The organism is Alteromonas aestuariivivens (assembly GCF_003367475.1).
Lineage (GTDB): Bacteria > Pseudomonadota > Gammaproteobacteria > Enterobacterales > Alteromonadaceae > Alteromonas > Alteromonas aestuariivivens.
This window is the reverse complement of sequence record NZ_QRHA01000010.1, coordinates 53,059-69,254: the sequence shown is the minus strand read 5'-3', so window position 1 is coordinate 69,254 and position 16,196 is coordinate 53,059. Positions and strand designations below refer to the sequence as shown.

Annotated in this window: 16 protein-coding genes; 6 read left to right on the top strand and 10 right to left on the bottom strand. The window is 52.0% G+C overall.

What is annotated here, in order from left to right:
- Positions 1-142 precede the first annotated feature (142 nt).
- Positions 143-538, top strand: coding sequence for a DUF3718 domain-containing protein (locus DXV75_RS13765; RefSeq protein WP_115594006.1), 396 nt, complete (start codon positions 143-145; stop codon positions 536-538).
- Positions 539-753: 215 nt separating this feature from the next.
- Positions 754-1,149, top strand: a complete 396-nt coding sequence (locus DXV75_RS13760) for a DUF3718 domain-containing protein (protein WP_115594005.1) — start codon at positions 754-756, stop codon at positions 1,147-1,149.
- 210 nt (positions 1,150-1,359) lie between these two features.
- On the opposite strand, the gene DXV75_RS13755 is transcribed toward DXV75_RS13760, so the two are convergent.
- The gene (locus DXV75_RS13755) at positions 1,360-1,650 is read right to left on the bottom strand and encodes a hypothetical protein (protein WP_115594004.1); all 291 of its coding nucleotides are present in this window, start codon (positions 1,648-1,650) and stop codon (positions 1,360-1,362) included.
- Positions 1,651-2,259: 609 nt separating this feature from the next.
- Here DXV75_RS13755 and DXV75_RS13750 point away from each other — a divergent pair.
- Both DXV75_RS13750 and hemN read left to right on the top strand, forming a co-directional pair.
- A complete protein-coding gene (locus DXV75_RS13750) occupies positions 2,260-4,812 on the top strand; it encodes a TonB-dependent receptor (protein ID WP_115594003.1) in 2,553 nt (850 codons plus the stop codon).
- Positions 4,813-4,966: 154 nt separating this feature from the next.
- Entirely contained in the window at positions 4,967-6,337 is a 1,371-nt protein-coding gene (hemN, locus tag DXV75_RS13745; RefSeq protein WP_115594002.1) for an oxygen-independent coproporphyrinogen III oxidase, read from the top strand.
- A 9-nt stretch (positions 6,338-6,346) separates the two neighbouring features.
- On the opposite strand, the gene DXV75_RS13740 is transcribed toward hemN, so the two are convergent.
- Genes DXV75_RS13740 through moaB form a run of 7 tightly spaced genes read right to left on the bottom strand, consistent with a single transcriptional unit; the run spans position 6,347 to position 10,503 of the window.
- Complete coding sequence (locus DXV75_RS13740) at positions 6,347-7,366, bottom strand: ATP-binding cassette domain-containing protein (protein ID WP_115594001.1); 1,020 nt, start codon at positions 7,364-7,366, stop codon at positions 6,347-6,349.
- On the bottom strand, positions 7,363-8,031 hold the full coding sequence (gene modB, locus DXV75_RS13735) for a molybdate ABC transporter permease subunit (protein WP_115594000.1): 669 nt from the start codon (positions 8,029-8,031) through the stop codon (positions 7,363-7,365). The genes DXV75_RS13740 and modB overlap by 4 nt, the downstream gene beginning before the upstream one ends.
- Positions 8,021-8,794 (bottom strand): molybdate ABC transporter substrate-binding protein, encoded by a 774-nt coding sequence (gene modA, locus DXV75_RS13730; RefSeq protein WP_181898432.1) that lies wholly within the window; start codon positions 8,792-8,794, stop codon positions 8,021-8,023. Before modA ends, modB begins: the two co-directional genes overlap by 11 nt.
- Positions 8,795-8,796: 2 nt before the next feature.
- Entirely contained in the window at positions 8,797-9,276 is a 480-nt protein-coding gene (locus DXV75_RS13725) for a molybdenum cofactor biosynthesis protein MoaE (RefSeq protein ID WP_115593998.1), read from the bottom strand.
- Positions 9,277-9,522, bottom strand: coding sequence for a MoaD/ThiS family protein (locus DXV75_RS13720; RefSeq protein ID WP_115593997.1), 246 nt, complete (start codon positions 9,520-9,522; stop codon positions 9,277-9,279).
- Positions 9,509-10,003, bottom strand: a complete 495-nt coding sequence (gene moaC, locus DXV75_RS13715) for a cyclic pyranopterin monophosphate synthase MoaC (protein ID WP_115593996.1) — start codon at positions 10,001-10,003, stop codon at positions 9,509-9,511. The genes DXV75_RS13720 and moaC overlap by 14 nt, the downstream gene beginning before the upstream one ends.
- Positions 10,000-10,503 carry a molybdenum cofactor biosynthesis protein B gene (gene moaB / locus DXV75_RS13710; protein ID WP_115593995.1) on the bottom strand — a complete coding sequence of 168 codons (504 nt, stop codon included), beginning with the start codon at positions 10,501-10,503 and terminating at the stop codon, positions 10,000-10,002. Before moaB ends, moaC begins: the two co-directional genes overlap by 4 nt.
- Positions 10,504-10,725: 222 nt before the next feature.
- On the opposite strand from moaB, the gene DXV75_RS13705 reads away from it, so the two are divergent.
- On the top strand, positions 10,726-11,847 hold the full coding sequence (locus DXV75_RS13705) for a M14 family metallopeptidase (RefSeq protein WP_115594054.1): 1,122 nt from the start codon (positions 10,726-10,728) through the stop codon (positions 11,845-11,847).
- A 388-nt stretch (positions 11,848-12,235) separates the two neighbouring features.
- The gene (locus tag DXV75_RS13700; protein WP_115593994.1) at positions 12,236-13,135 is read left to right on the top strand and encodes a hypothetical protein; all 900 of its coding nucleotides are present in this window, start codon (positions 12,236-12,238) and stop codon (positions 13,133-13,135) included.
- 123 nt (positions 13,136-13,258) lie between these two features.
- Here DXV75_RS13700 and DXV75_RS13695 read toward each other — a convergent pair whose 3' ends face one another.
- Positions 13,259-13,618, bottom strand: a complete 360-nt coding sequence (locus DXV75_RS13695) for a VOC family protein (RefSeq protein WP_115593993.1) — start codon at positions 13,616-13,618, stop codon at positions 13,259-13,261.
- A 100-nt stretch (positions 13,619-13,718) separates the two neighbouring features.
- Entirely contained in the window at positions 13,719-16,016 is a 2,298-nt protein-coding gene (locus DXV75_RS13690) for a zinc-dependent metalloprotease (RefSeq protein ID WP_115594053.1), read from the bottom strand.
- Between the last annotated feature and the right edge of the window lie 180 nt (positions 16,017-16,196).

The window sequence follows — 16,196 nt, the reverse complement described above, 5'->3', positions numbered from 1 at the left end:
ACATTTTGCATCAAAAACTCAAAATTGGTATTAAATCAAATACCAATGTATGTACCTACATCTTTTCGCCTCAATTCATTTGTATTTAAATTGTAAGCGAACAAAAAATAACCTCCTATTTTTAATCAAAAGGACTTTAACCATGTTGAAAGTAGTTAAATTGTCACTTGTTACCTCTGCCATGACTTTAATGTCTGCAGGTTTTGCCAACGCCGGCGTTGAAGATGACCTGGCCAATATCTGCACCATTGTCCAGGCTGATGACAAAGGCGAACTAAGAAAAAAAATGCGTCGGGTGGAATCGGACTACAGCCTGAAGCTGCACGATTATTATTCCGGGATTTCCTGTAATGGAAACAGTCTGATCCGAACTGCGATTGAAAGCAATTCCGTTGAAGTTGGCACCCTGCTGGTAAAAAAAATGCCCAGCAGCAAACTTCAGGATCCGGAAGCTGACGGCAAAACTCTGCAAGCCTGGATTGACGAAAAAGGCTATCAGGACAACGCCATTGCCATTGAATTAAAAGACCGAATCTAAGCTCCTGTTTTAAATGCCATGTAGCAAGTTTCAACATGGTAGCGGAGACATTCTCCGCCCCTAGTGGCTCCCTTCCGGGAGCCACGCCCTTCTTGCCCAATAATTCTGTATAACTATTAATACCTATGTATAACACCCTCAGGTGCCCAAATCCCGGAATTGAGGTTTAATTGCGCAGGCGAACCACAGTGGGTGGTTTTAGAGAGAATTTTATCATGTTGAAAATCGTTAAAACTGCTGCTCTGTGCTCCCTGGTAACCCTTGGCATGTGCACCAATGCCCAGGCAGCTATTGAAGATACACTTGCAAACATCTGCACCATCGTTCAGGCCGATGACAAAGGCGAACTGCGCAAAAAAATGAAAGCGGTTCAGGACGATTATCACCTTAAACTGCAAGATTACTACACAGGTATCAGTTGCGACGGTAACAGCCTGATCCGTACCGCCATGCTGAGCAATGCCGTTGAAGCTGGCACTCTGCTGGTCAAAAAAATGCCAAAGGCACAACTGAACGAGCCGGAGCAGGACGGTAAGACCCTGCAAGCCTGGATCGCCGAGAACGGACTGCAAAGCAATCCGGTTGCCCAGGCTTTGGTTGAGCGGATCTAATAACAGTTAAAGCACCATGCTGATGATTTCAACATGGTAGTGGGTTATCCCACGCCTCCGGCGCCTGTTTTACAGGCGCCATCCTTTTTCCGTGAACAGAATTCCCCCCGCCCGTTAACTTCCAGCATATTTTTCAGTAGCCAATCAATTTCCCGGCAACTGCCAGTACACTCTCTGGTTTCATTTTTAAGCCTGCCACGCTGCAAGCTGTTACTCATCCATTGCATTGTGGTATTCACACAGCGGAGCAACCTTTACTCCAGCACTAATCGCCACCACGAACTTGAAAAGTATTGAAAAAAATACCCATGTATACATGCCGATCTTCCGTTCAGCACGGAATGCCCGTTTAATGAAGATGAACAAACACAAATCCGGCTGACGGGGCAGTGATTTCACTGCCTCCGATGTCTTCGGGGTATTTGGTATGGCGATAGTAAAAATCACTGTATGTACAACTATGCTGGCGTTGTCTTTCGCTTCATGTTCTGCGTTCGCCAATCGGTCCGACAATACTCACGGAACTGTGTCTTCATCCTCATCCACCCATGCCAATATTCAAAAAAAACTGCGCACAGATCAGGGCTCGCTAAACCTGTTTCGTGTCACTCATAACCCTGCAACCTCCTTACATGAAAACCCGGTTACACAGCAATTGCTCAGAAACGTGGAATCGACTGCACTAACGCACAAAAAATTACCGCAACGCTAGGGCCTGTTGATCTTTGTTGTTTAAAATTTTTTCTCTCTGAGTGGTTTCAGAGCAAGACGAGAGCCATGAAGCTTAGTCAGCTAAGTAAATGGCGAATAACGCAGCTATGGAAGCACTCAGAGTGAACCCAAAGGGCAGCAGGCCCGGGATTACCGCCCTAATCAGCGTCAGGCTTTTTGCAGGCTTTCCAAACCCTTCAAGCACGCTTTGGCAGTACTTGTATCTAAATTTATGCTACATCATCCAGAACGGATCTGACCAGATACTGCTCGCTTTTTTAAGGTAATTCGGATATAAAAACAACAGCATTTGGTTGTTTTTTGAATAAAGGCCTTCCGTAAACATGTATTCCGGGTTGCCGACGGGGCACAGGAAAGGCTGCAGATATTAAGGTAGTTATGCGCTTACGGAATCGTTCCCAGACCGTTCATCTCAAGTTACTGATTACTGCCCTTTCTCTGTTGTGTTCAACGTATGCCGATGCAGACACTTCAAAAATCATTGAACATATCGAGGTTAACGCGCAAAAGCGCCCACAGGATATTCAGGATGTGGCTGTCGCGGTAAGTGCCGTCAGTGGGCAGAAATTACTCGATACCGTCAGTCGCGACATCTACGATATTGAACAATATGTTACCAACTTTTCAGCCCATCAGAATCAAAGTGCAACCAACTCGCATTTCTCCATTCGTGGAATTGGCACCACATCGCAAAACTTCGGTTTTGAATCTTCCGTGGGCCTTTACGTTGATGGCATCTATCGCTCTCGCCAAAACGCTATAATCAATGATTTGATAGACCTGGAGTCAGTTGAAATATTGCGCGGCCCCCAGGGCACTCTGTTTGGCAAAAATACTCCGGCTGGTGCAGTGAATATCCAAACCCGCAGCCCAAGCTTTCAGAATGGCGACGGCTTCCTGAGCGCAACGCTTGGCAATGACAATCTGGTTCAGCTTGCCGCAGCGTCCTCTTTTATCGCCATTGAAGACACACTGGCACTGCGCGTGTCCGGCTTTGATACTCATCAGGATGGCTGGATTGACGATGCCAACATGGGTGATAATCTCATCAACAATCGAAACCGCTCTGGCGTTAGGTTGCAGGCGCTCTACACACCAGCGCCCAATGTTCGTCTCAGGGTGACAGGCGATTATGCAGAGCTTGACGAAGTGTGCTGCGGTGCCCTGACCTGGCAGGATAACCGCCAGGCACTCAATGTGGAAGAGCGCTACGGTAGCGACACATTGCTGATGATGCCGCCGATAAATGCAACCCTGTTCACTGCCCAGAATTTTGGCGATTACACTACCGCGTTAACGGCCCTGCCAGTTTCAAAAATGGTCGACAAAGGCCTCTCCGCCCAGCTTGAATGGCAACTCAGTGATCGTCTCCGTGCAGCCAGCCTGACCGCATTTCGTTCATTCGACAGCCTGGATATTGTTGATACAGATTTCACCGATGCTGCACTGCTGAGTACCCGAAACGATGCCCGTCAGCAGGCGTTCTCTGAGGAATTACAGTTCCACTACCGTAAGGAAAACCTCAACGCCATTGCAGGTATCTATTACTTTAGCCAGAATCTTGACCTGGACTTCGCCATTACTACAGGCTCTGATTTACCTGCAATTTTTGCCGCCTCTGCCGCGCAGCTTCTGCCTTTAACCTCGGGAATCGACTCACTGAGTAACATGACCGCAGGCCTGATTGCACCCAGCGCCGACCCCGTCCCCACAAGCACCGACTTTGCCCATACGGCATACCAGACTCAGGACAGCGCGGCTTTGTTTGCCCAGACCGAATGGCAGTTTTTGCCACAATGGACCCTTATCAGTGGCTTGCGATATACCCGCGAAAAGAAAACACTGTACGGACATTACAGCGAACAGGGGCCAGGCATCGACGGGTTGCCAGCCGACCCGGCTGCATGGCCAGACCCGTTTGCGGCAGCCACAGCGCTCGGTACGCTGGCACAAACTTTACCTTTGGGTTTGCCTCCTGACGCTGCTTCACTGGCCGCACTGGCACCATTTCAAACCCCCGGCTGGGGCTATTTCTTTCTCGGCACGGCTTCAGTATTACCACGCCCAGAGCTACGGGAGTCCATACGCGACAATCAGATGACCGGCACCCTCAAACTCGCCTGGCAGGCATCGGCTAACCTGATGACCTATTGGTCGTACGCTACCGGCTTTAAATCTGGAGGCTTAAATACAGACCGTATTGCTGCCGGATTGGACCCTCAGTTCGACGCAGAGCAGGCCCGAAGCCTGGAAGCCGGGCTGAAATACGACTGGCCCGATGCAGGACTGCGGATTAATATGGCGGCGCATCTGACCCGGATACGGAATTTTCAGGCGTCCACCTTTACCGGCACCGGCTTTAACCTGCAAAACGCTGGCGACATTGGTGCCCATGGTCTGGAGCTGGAACTTAGCTGGGTGTTTTTACAGGGCAGCCGGATTGATCTCAACGCCGCGTTTAACCAAGCCCGCTTTGACTCTTTTGAGCGCGGCACCTGCTGGACCAGCAACCCTTGGCATACTGGCGTGGACGACCCCGGCCGGCCGACTGCCGATGTGCCTTATTGTTCCCGAACTGGCGACCGTTTGGGTTTTGAGCCCGACCACCGCCTGGCCGTCACCTTGAGCCAGGACCTGGTGCTTTTCGACCTGCCTTCGGTGCTCAGTATTGACTATCAGTACACCGGTGATGTCATGCTGGACGATTCCAACGACCCGCTAAAATACTCTGCCCCGTACGAACTGATAAACGCACGCTGGAAGTGGGCCCTGCCTGACTGGGACGCGGACATCATCCTTTGGACACGCAACCTGTTTAATGAAACTTACGCCGCCAAGAGTGGCTTTGATGTCCCCGTGCAAACCGGAAAAATTATGGCTTATCCGGGCCGGCCGAGAACCTTTGGTGTGAGTGTACAGAAGTTTTTCTAATTTCATTAAGGCAGAGCCATTTGCTCAGAGAATCCCGTTGAAAACGGCGACGGCCGGTGTTTGATCACGCCTTTTGTTGAACGAGATCAATAAACCGCACAATCCGGGACGCTAAAATGGCTGGCAGTATTATTGAATAGCCGGATCCCCGCCCATGGCCGCGTGTGAAATATTTAGCCCCTCACTACTGAACAAATACAATCGAAATGGCCCCCGCTACACCTCCTATCCCACTGCGCTGGAGTTTCGCAGCAAGCTGCCACAATCTTTACTCACCAATGCGGCTGCCGATTCCAGTGCCAAAGGGTTATCGTTGTACATTCACATCCCTTTTTGCCACAACCTGTGTTACTACTGCGGATGCAACAAAATTGTCACCCGTCATCAGGATAAAGCCGATCGATACCTTGACTACCTGGAACAGGAAATTGCACTTCGGTCAACAGCCTTCCGGCACATGCCAGTCAGACAACTGCATTTGGGGGGCGGCACGCCAAGCTTTCTCACGCTGGCACAGCAAGCGCGATTAATGACACTGCTGAAACAACATTTTGACTTGCGCCCCGACCTGGAATGCAGCATCGAACTCGACCCCAGAGGGGTAACCACAGAATACCTCGATGGCCTTTACCAACTGGGCTACAACCGCATCAGCATCGGCGTGCAGGATATTACCCCCAAAGTCCAGGCTGCTATCAACCGGATACAAAGTACCAGCCATATTGAGGAGCTGGTGGCGCATGCCCATCACATTGGTTTTTCTTCAGTAAATCTCGATTTAATTTACGGTTTACCTCACCAGACGCTGCAAACCTTTCGGGCCACACTGAGTGCCGTGCAGTCCATGGCCCCCCAACGCATTTCACTTTTCAGCTACGCGCACCTTCCCCAGCGTTTTGCTGCGCAGAGAAAAATCAAGGACGAGTGGCTGCCCCAGGCGGGGCTCAAAAGCCAGTTAATGGAGATGGCCATGCAAGTATTACAACAAGCCGGCTACCAGCAAATTGGTATGGACCACTTTGCCCTGCCGGAAGATGAACTTGCCAAAGCACAGCGCCATGGCGATCTTCACCGCAATTTTCAGGGTTACACTACCCAGGGGGAACTCGACTTGCTGGGGCTTGGCGTCTCTTCCATCAGTGCAGTGGCCAATGTCTATGCACAGAACCCCAAAACCCTGAACGGCTATTACGCCGCGCTGGACGGTGATGGAGGCCTGGTGGACAAAGGCTGCGTACTCAGCCGCGACGATGAAATTCGGCGTTATGTGATCCAGCAGCTGATGTGCAACCTGACGCTGGATTTTTCAGCTGTAAAACGCCAGTTTGCAATTGATGTTGAGGAATATTTTGCCGACGAGCTTCAGCGCCTGAAGCCGTTTGTTAACGATGGCTTAATGACTGTGGACAACTGCGGCCTACGAGTTTACGAGGCTGCGCGGGTGCTGATCCGGGCAATCTGCATGCAGTTTGACGCCTATCTACTACCCACCGTAAATCACAATCGCTATTCCCGTGTGATTTAAGATTCAAAACTAGCGTAATTTAAACCGGGCGGTAACGGTTTCGCCAACCCGAAGCCGCATACGCTCGAATGAAAGCTGGCTGATAAGGCTGTATAACCGGGTGCTGTTGCGGGCAAGCTCCAACAGCACCTGGCCTGAGCGTACTTCACCAACAGTAACAATTTCGCATTCAAACGCATTGACAATACTGGAGTCATTGCTGGGTTGACGGTCCAGGCTGACATCCCTGGCATCCACCAGCATTTTTACCTGCTCACCACTGAGCGCGCCGGTTCGGCAATAGAGTGTCTGGCCCTGGCATTCAAAAGCCACACAGCCGTAATCGTCAAGCTCAGTCACATCAAGTCGTTTTCCCTGCAGCAGACCAAATTGCTGCTGACGATACTCCCCCTGGTGCGCCAGTTCATTGAGCACTGCATCCGGCTCGTCACAAATCTGCATTTTACCTGCCTTTACATAGCCCACGGCATCACAGTACAACGCCAGATCGTGCAGGTCATGGGAAACCATCAGTATGTTAAGCCCGCTACAACTCAGACGTTGAAGGTACTTCAGCAGCCCATGGCGGGTCATGAGGTCCAGGGCACTCAAAGGTTCATCAAGTAACAGTACATCCGGCCCATTCAGCAACGCCCTGGCCAGCGCAACCCGCTGGGATTCACCGCCCGACAGAGCACTGACCTGCTTATCGAGCAGATGGGCGCACTGACAACCTTCCACCACATCCTGCCACTCGTAGTGAGGTTGCTTTCGATATCGCATTGCCAGCGCCAGATTTTCCCGTGCGCTTAAATGTGGAAACAGCAAACCATCCTGAAACACCAGCCCAACACGCCTGTCAGGCATATCCTCAAACCAGCTGCAATGGTAACTGGCCTGCTTTTCCAACCCGGCCAACACCCTCAACAGGGTAGATTTTCCTGCGCCGGAAGGCCCCGACAAGCCCAGAAAATGCCGCTCTCCCGGGAACCGGGCTTCAATGCTCAGTGCAAAATCCGGGTTGACCCTGTGTTCCAATGCCAGTTTCATTCTGCACTGCCCTTGCGGTTAAAGCGATACAGAAGGCTTAGCATGACAAACGAAAAGACCAGCAGCCCGAAGGCCAGCAGATGTGCGCGGTCGTAATCCAGCGATTCGACGTGATCGTACAGCGCAATCGACAACACCTGGGTTTGGCCGGGAATGTTGCCGCCAATCATCAGCACCACGCCAAATTCGCCAACGGTGTGCGCGAAGGTCAGCCCCAGAGCTACCACAAAATAGGGGCGGCATAGCGGAACCACGACCCGCCGGAATCGGGCGAATGCTGACAAACCGAGAGTTTTTGATACTTCAAGATAGCGGTAATCGAGTTGCACAAACGCGGTATACAAGGGTTGTACAGCAAACGGCAACGAATACACCATGGAACCCACGACCAGACCACTGAAAGAAAACGCCAGCTGGCTGTCAAACAACCCGGCCCAGAGCTGCCCGGGCAAATGGCTGGGTGAAAATGCCACCAGCAGGTAAAAGCCCAGCACCGTGGGCGGCAGTACCAAAGGTAAGGCGATCAGCGACTGCACCAAATTCTTTAACGGGTGGCGCCAGTGAGCCAGCCACCAGGCCAGCGGAAGTGCCACCAGCATCAGCATCAGGCTTGTTGTTGCGGCCAGCCTGAGCGTCAGCAGTACCGCGGTCCAGTCACTGTCCATCTGGCCCTCCTGTCACACTGCTGACCGGATCATAGCCCCACTGCGGCAACCGCGCCTGCACGGCCCCGGAGATGAGGTACTCAACAAACGCCTTTGCCTGTTTATTTTTAGAGGCTCGGGCCAGCAGCGCCAGTTGCTGCACAATCGGCTCGTGCAAATCAGCCGGAATTTGAATAACGTGCGAAGGATATTCATGCACCAGTGACCAGGCTGTCAGCGCCTGTTCCACATTGGCAGAATGATAAAACTGAAAGGCCTGCAAAACATTGGTACCGAGCACGAGCTGTTTCCGATACGGGTCAAAAACCGACAGGCTTTGCAAGGTTTGTCGGGCTGCTAGCCCATAGGGAGCGAGATCAGGGTTGGCCATGGCCAGCTTCGAATGCACCGAGGTTGCAAGCAATTCGAGCGACGGGTTTTGCGCCGCGCGATTGACATAGGCCAATCTTCCGATGGCGTAATTTTTCACGCCGTCAGATGCAACCAGCCCACGCCTGTCAAGTTCAGCGGGGCGCAACGTGTCGGCTGACAAAAACACGTCAAACGGTGCTCCGTGAACTATCTGCGCATACAGGGTTCCGCTGGAAGCTACCGTAACCAGGCAAGGCTCCCCGGCTGCGGCAAAAAGCTCATTACACAGCGCTTTGGCCGGTTGTGCAAAGTTCGCTGCTACCGCCAAATGCAAGGGTGCGGCAAAACTGCGAGTGGCTACAAGTACGAGCGTCACCAACAGGCCGATATAAAGCCGCATGTTTGTTAGCATTATCATTCAGAGTTGGCTTCTATACCCTGAACCCACGCCAGCGCAGCACGTTCGTCACTGGCTTTGGCTGCCACCCACTTTCCGTGGCCCGACTGAAATTCCTTTTTCCACAGTGGCACCGCCTGCTTGAGCGTATCCATCATATAACAGGCACCGTCAAACGCGGCCTGTCGATGAGGCGCCGCACTACCAACCCAGACGATTTGCTCATGGTTGGCGATTTTACCCACCCGGTGCACAATGCCCACAGTGGTCAGAGAAAACCGCGCGCACGCATTTTCCATCAACTGCCTAAGAGCTTGTTCCGTCATTTCGGGGTAGTGTTCCAACTCAATGCCTTCAATGCGCCCGTGGGCATTGAAGTCGCGAACCAGCCCGGTGAACGTCACTATTGCCCCCGCCCCTCCGGCCACAGCCTCGGCTTGCAGGCGCGAATACAGGCTGGCCTGGTCAAAATCGTCGCAGGTTACACTACTGAACATTCAGCCTCCGGTTACCGGTGGGAAAAACGCCACTTCATCGCCATCGCACAGAGCACAGTCTGAATCAACCAGGGTCTGGTTACATGCACTCAGCACTTTCCCCTCCAACGCGAGTTGCCAGTTGGCGTCGCGATGTGCCAACTGGTGCTGCAACGACGCTATGGTCATGCCGGGTTCGAATGGCACAGTTAACGAAGCGCACTGGCTGAGCTCCCGTACCAGAGCAAAACACTTAACCGTTATCATCCGCACGCTCCGCCTGCCAGTGACCGGTTTTACCGCCCACTTTTTCCGTTACCCTGATCCCCTCAATGCGCATAGCCGGATCAAGCGCCTTGCACATATCGAACAAGGTCAACAGCGCCACACTCACCCCGCTGAGCGCTTCCATTTCAACGCCAGTCCTGCCGTTTAGCTTACACATGCACTCCGCACGCACCCGCTGCTGTTCAGCTTCAACAGAAAAACGGATATCCACTTTGCTCAGGGCCAGTGGGTGACACAGGGGGATAAGATCCGCACAACGCTTTGCCCCCTGAATGCCCGCCACCCTGGCAACAGCAAACACGTCACCTTTGGCCATGGATTGGGTGGATATCCCCTCCAGCACCGCTTCAGAGGCATACAAATAACCCTCGGCTATAGCTTGTCTCTGGGTGACGGCTTTGTCCGACACATCCACCATGTTAGCTTCACCCTGGGCATTAAGATGACTAAAACCGGTCATCCGTGCTCTCCGGTCAGCTGTTTGACGAAATTGCACGGGGTATATTCTGAGTCGAGCTGACTTTGGATGATTCGCGTCCAGGCCGTACGGCACGCGCCGGTTGAACCGGGCAAACAGAAGATCACCGTTCGGTTGGCAAATCCGGCAATAGCGCGGGACTGGATGGTGGAGGTACCAATTTCTTCATAACTCAGCGCACGAAACAGCTCGCCGAATCCGTCGACCTGTTTATCAAACAGCACACTCAAGGCTTCTGGCGTGGAATCCCGGTGGGTAAATCCGGTTCCGCCGGTCACCAGAATGGCTTGAATCGCAGGGTCTGCGATCCACCCCGACACCACTGCTCGCTGCACATACACATCATCCTTAACCAGCTCCCGGGCCACCAGATTATGGCCACTTTCTGTGACGGCTTCTGCCAGGTAATCACCGGAGGTGTCATTATTCAGCGTACGGGTATCGGAAATGGTTAATATGGCGATATTCAGCGGCGTGGCCATGGGTAATCCTGTATCTTAATGCCCGGCCGGGTCGCCGGTTCAATGTTCAAAAAGCAGTTGCCTACTATGCCAGTTAGCCCGCCCTGACTCAAGCTGAAGGCGCATGGAGGTGAACCCTTTTGGCTGCGGCCTGCAATCCAAAAGCGGTTGATTTTACTGCTTCATTCAAACGACAATACCCCCAGCAATTCAACCCGCTCAACCCTGGCAAACCATTCCATCATGTCTGTACAAGTTCACAAAGATTACATTGTTGTGGCGCAAAACGCCTCCGGCCGTAATATGCACGTGCCTGTCTACCGTCTGCGCGGCAACCAGCCCGGGCCCACCGTCTACATTCAAAGTTCCATCCATGGCGCAGAGGTTCAGGGTAATGTAGTCATTTATCATCTGATCGGCATGCTGAAGAGCCGTTCCCTGTGCGGTGAAATCATTCTGGTACCCAACTGCAATCCGGTGGGGACCAATATCAAAGCCGGCGAATACACGCTGGGACGGTTTGACCCGGTCAACGGCACCAACTGGAACCGGGGCTATTTTTATGACCCGCAGCGATTACTGGCATTCGCAGAAACCGTTAACGTTCAGGAAAGTGACGAGTCCATAAAACAGCGGTTCCGCAATTACTGGCGGCAGGCCATCGAAGACAAGCTGGCAGCCCCGTGGGGCCTGGGTCTGGCGCAGCAGCTCAATCTGCAATTACAGAAACTGGCAGTGGAAGCAGATTACGTCCTAGACTTGCACAATGGTCCGGTTTCTACCCGGCACATATACATACCGGAATACGCCAGTCAGTCGGCAACGCTGTTCAACATTCCTCACTGTATCTTTATTCCCAACCAGTTTGCCGGTGCACTGGATGAAGCAACATTTTGCCCGTGGTGGACACTGAGCGACAACCTGCAGCAACGGTTTGACCGGCCATTCAATTTCAGTGTAGAGGCGTTTACCCTGGAAATGGGCAGCCAGGAAGTTATTGAATTTGATGCCGGAAAAGAAGATGCGGTGAGCATCATGACCTATCTGGCGGCTAAGGGAGTGGTGATGGACCAACAGCTCAAGCCTCTGCCAATAAGCCGGGTGGCGGTGCGGCTGTCGCAGTACAAAACGCTGTTCACTAGCTTTGGTGGAATGGTTGAATATTGCGCCAAACCCGGCCAGAGAGTGACCAGCGGCGAGGTCCTGGCACGGGTGCTGAATATTGATGAACTGGATAACGAGCGGGCCACCCACGAGATTACGGCCCCCTGCGACCTGATTCCCATCCTGCACTTTCCCTCTGCTTCGGTGCTAAGCGGCACCCAGTTGTACAAAGTGTTTACCGAGTTTGAGCAACTAACCTGAAATTAACCTCATAAAGACTGGGCTGACAACAAGTGGGGGTATAAGAGCCCCCGGCAGGAACATTTTTTACCTTTGTATTTACTCTCTGCTTCGCAGACAACCCAGCCTCGCAAGTCAATGCAATACCATTTTGCGTTCCAACAGCAGCCCAGATTAATTTTGTGATTGCTGCCCCCTCACTGGGCGCGATTTCCCGCATGGAGTCCGGAACCTCTTCGTTGTCGGTGAGCATAGTGTATGCAGGTGTGAGCCTCCGCCCACAACTGTTTACATTTTGACACATTATGATTACTATTGACCAATATTGGTCGACAGTAATCACTCTTCCTTGGTTCAAATTTTGTTGTTGACAAATTTTATCTGTTGGCGGAATGTTTTTGGGGAATACATGAAATCAGTTTTACAGCTTATTCTGGTGAGTACCGCTTTATCGGCGTGTACTTCAATACCAAACAAACAGCATAAAGAAGCCCCTTCCAAACCAGAGTCGATTGCATACGAACACATAAGCTTGCCGCCAGGCAATCTCGCCGTAGTGATAGACGGAAATTCACCGGACCCAGATGATATTGGCGCTACGCCAGTACTCTTGGCACTGTTGCAAAAAGCACAGGCATCCGGGCGACTGGTGCATATTTCTCATTCCTGCGATCTGGATCCGTTTCGCAATAAAGCCCGTTACCAGATAGATGCCGAGAACGAGAGCAGGCGTCAGCGTGTTCTCGACAGTTCCATACACAAGGCATTGGAGATATTTGGACCGTTTGAAGAAGTCCGGCAATTGTACAACTGCAGAACCGCACAACAAAATGCAATCGATGATCTGGTAGCAGCGATCAATAATGCGTCTGCCCAAGAACCGCTGTGGATCATTGAAGCCGGCGAACCAGACCTCATTGGTTACGCGCTTCAAGCGGCAAATGCAGAAAATCGAATGTTTGTAAAAGTCGTGTCTCACCACCCAGCCAATGATAACAGTGGAGACTACTTTACCTGGCAACAGATTCTCGACTTTGGCGTACAGGAGTACCAAATAGGTGACCAGAATGTAGGATTACAAACACCTGTTGATGCCTGGGATTGGGCTAAAGACAGCGAGGATGAAGGCATATCACTTATTTGGGATATGATGGCTTACGCAGAGCAGGATGGCATTGTTCCGTTTCAGACTGGAAAATTTGACTGCTCAGACGCAGGCATGATCTATTGGTGGATAACTGGCGCTGATAAGGGTGGAAACAAAAATGCGACGCCTGAAGATATAAAAATGATCCTAACCTCGGAATAATAATGACAAGGCACAGCGGTTCATATCATTGATACGCCTGGCCGGGGCTGCGCCAGTCAGGGCAGAAACGCTAGCGGAGGAGCCATCATTGACTTATTCCAACGAAAGGTATTTAAAAATAGGTCAAGTTTGTGTTTCAGACCACACGGCAAATTCGTTGCCGCTTGGCTCCAGAAAGTGAAAACGACAGCCACCAGGAAATTCAAAGATGGGGCGTACTATCTGGCCACCACTTTGCACAACTTTATCTAAAGTTGCTTTAATGTCTTTGCTGTAGAACACCAACAACGCACCTCCTTTAGCTGTTTGGCTGCAGCAGTCGGCGTTAAAGAACCCTCCGTCCAAGCCCTGATTTGTGAACGCGGTATAGTCAGGGCCGTAATCGACAAATTCCCAGCCAAATACAGATGTAAAGAACGATTTGGTGGTGTCTAAATCTCTTGCGCCAAACTCAACATAATTGAGTTTTTCATGTTGATTCATGCCTTAGCTCCTCTTGGCTGTTTTAAACCGCGCGAAAAGGCCCCACAACAGGGGCCAAGAGTGCCGGCTCAATATTCGCTATGGCAAAATAACCGCCAACTCAGATCGGTGAACCGGGTGGCAATGGTTTGACCTCAAAATCTCCGGGCCACTGACCGGTTTGCCAGTAAACTGACAAATGTCGCAGCAACACGCCTTTGCCTGTAACCTTGGCGTCATCTTTCAGCCATGTTTCAAACGACATTAATTCATTCTGAATCGCCAACCGGGCTTCCGGAGCCAGACCCGGATTGGCAACGGCCTGCATCACCGCGTTCAGGGCAACCAGCTGCAACCGGGCTGAAACCCCTTTATTGTTGGCACTGTTGCTGTACCAGTGGGCATCGAAAATACGCTCAACCAGTTCTCCTACTCCCGGTAGCCCACGTGTCCGGCTGCTTTGCCAGGACAAGCGATTCAGCCGTTCGGGCTGCAGTACCAGTGACAGGCTGAAATAAGCAGCAGATTCCGCCGCGCTAACCGGATCAAACGGCCGCCCCATTCGGCCCTGAAAATGCTCACGGGTCACATCATCACCAAACGCGGTGGGGGTTAGCAGGGTCAATAGCGTATCCGGCAAAGTCAGAAAAGGAGCACTACTGGCATCAATCATAAGCGCCATCGCCTTTTTCTGAATTTCAGCCTGCACAACACTCTGCCCCTGAGGCGCAGTATAATCACCTTTGCGCTCGTACTCGTAGTTCAAACCACCCACCTGCTTGACCACGGCTTCCAGCTGATACCGGTGCAACAGGTAGATGGGCACCAGCACGTCCTCCAGCGAGGACAGACTGGCTCCAGCCGGAATGGAATTCAAACCCATTTGTTCCAGCGCCCGCTTGCGCACACTTGCAATTTGCTCAAAAGCCTTCAGCGGGTCGTCGCCGTTATCCCACATGTGACCGTCACTGGAAGCATGAAACGAAGCCCGGGTGTCCACGTCGGTTTTAAATTTAAGCCCCCGGGAACGGGTTTGACTTATTTGACGGGCCAGGCCCGCCGCTTCCGCCTCACCGCTCAAATAGTCCTGATAACCATAGGCTACCGCGTGTTTGTCCCATTCGCCCATTCCGGTGGCGTAAGCATCATCCAGAACAATTTCACCATTTTTCAGCGTGATCTTCGGGTGGGGGTAATCCATTACCGATTCGCGGCCGTTTTCGCTGGCAGCAAAATTGTGTGCAATGCCCAAGGTGTGGCCAACCTCATGGGCAGACAGCTGACGTATGCGCGCCAGCGCCATTTGCTTTTGAGCATCTGTAGTATTGGCCTGGCCGTTGAAGGGGCTGGTCAACCCCAGTGCAATCAGGTAATCCTGACGAACCCGCAAGGACCCAAGAGTAACTTTGCCTTTAATAATTTCTCCGGTTCTGGGGTCAACCACTGAACTGCCATACGACCAGCCCCGGGTCGCCCTGTGAACCCACTGTATGATGTTGTAGCGCAGGTCCATTGGGTCAGCCCCCTCTGGCAACATTTTTACCTGAAACGCATCCTCATAGCCGATGGCTTCGAACGCCTGGTTCCACCACAGTGCACCTTCCATCAGTGCACTTCGAATCGGCTCGGGGGTGCCCGGATCAAGGTAGTAAATTATTGGCTCAACCGGTTCGCTGATCGCCGCTTCCGGGTCTTTTTTCAGTAACCGGTGGCGGGAGATGAATTTTTGTTCGGTGGGCTCCGTAATTGGGGTAGCGTAATCAAAATAATTCACTTTCCAGTAACCCGAATAGGGGTGATATGCGCGGGGTTGGTAGCCACTCTCGGGCAAGGCCACGAACGAATGGTGCAAATGCACGCTGATGCTCGTTGGGTCCGGTGTCACCTGGTAGACAAAATCCCCGGCGCCCGAACCACCAAATGTGACCAGCGCTTCCAGCTCTGTATTAAGCTCAAAGCCTTTGGTACGCGCAAGGTAGACGCCACTGCGCTCCGGGTCTGGCCTAAAGCTGCCCTGTTTGGTTGCTGACAGCCGCTCAGCCATGCCGTGAACATCGCTTAACAGATAACCGGTGTAATCAATCAAACCACCATTTGCATCACCAGCCACCAGCGCAAAACCTGCGATCACGGAATCGGCGAAGGCTTCCTGAATACTGTCACGTTCGGCCTGATTGTCAGTCGTAGCCCGGTAGGTGGTGTTGAGTTGCTTGAGCAGAATCTTATTGCCGAAGCGTTCAAATTGCACCAGGCGGGTTTCGCCCAGTTGACCTCGATCCAGGCCAATGTCATTCGACCCCATGCCCTGCGCCAGACTGGTCTGAAAAATCAGTGGCTGATTAAATTGTGTGATGTGCAGGTAAACTTTGTCCGATTCACTGTCATAGTAAAACGGAATAAAACCTTCGGATGCCTGCATGGACTGGGTAAATTCATCAACGGCAGGTAAAGCTGCCCATAATCGGGCGCTAAAGCCCAACAGTATAATCAGTAACCACGTACGCAAAATGCATTCTCCCTCTTGTGCTGATGGCGGTCGCTGCGGACCAGTTGCTTGCCGAAACAACCACCCTACCTTAATAATAAAGAATTTGTATAG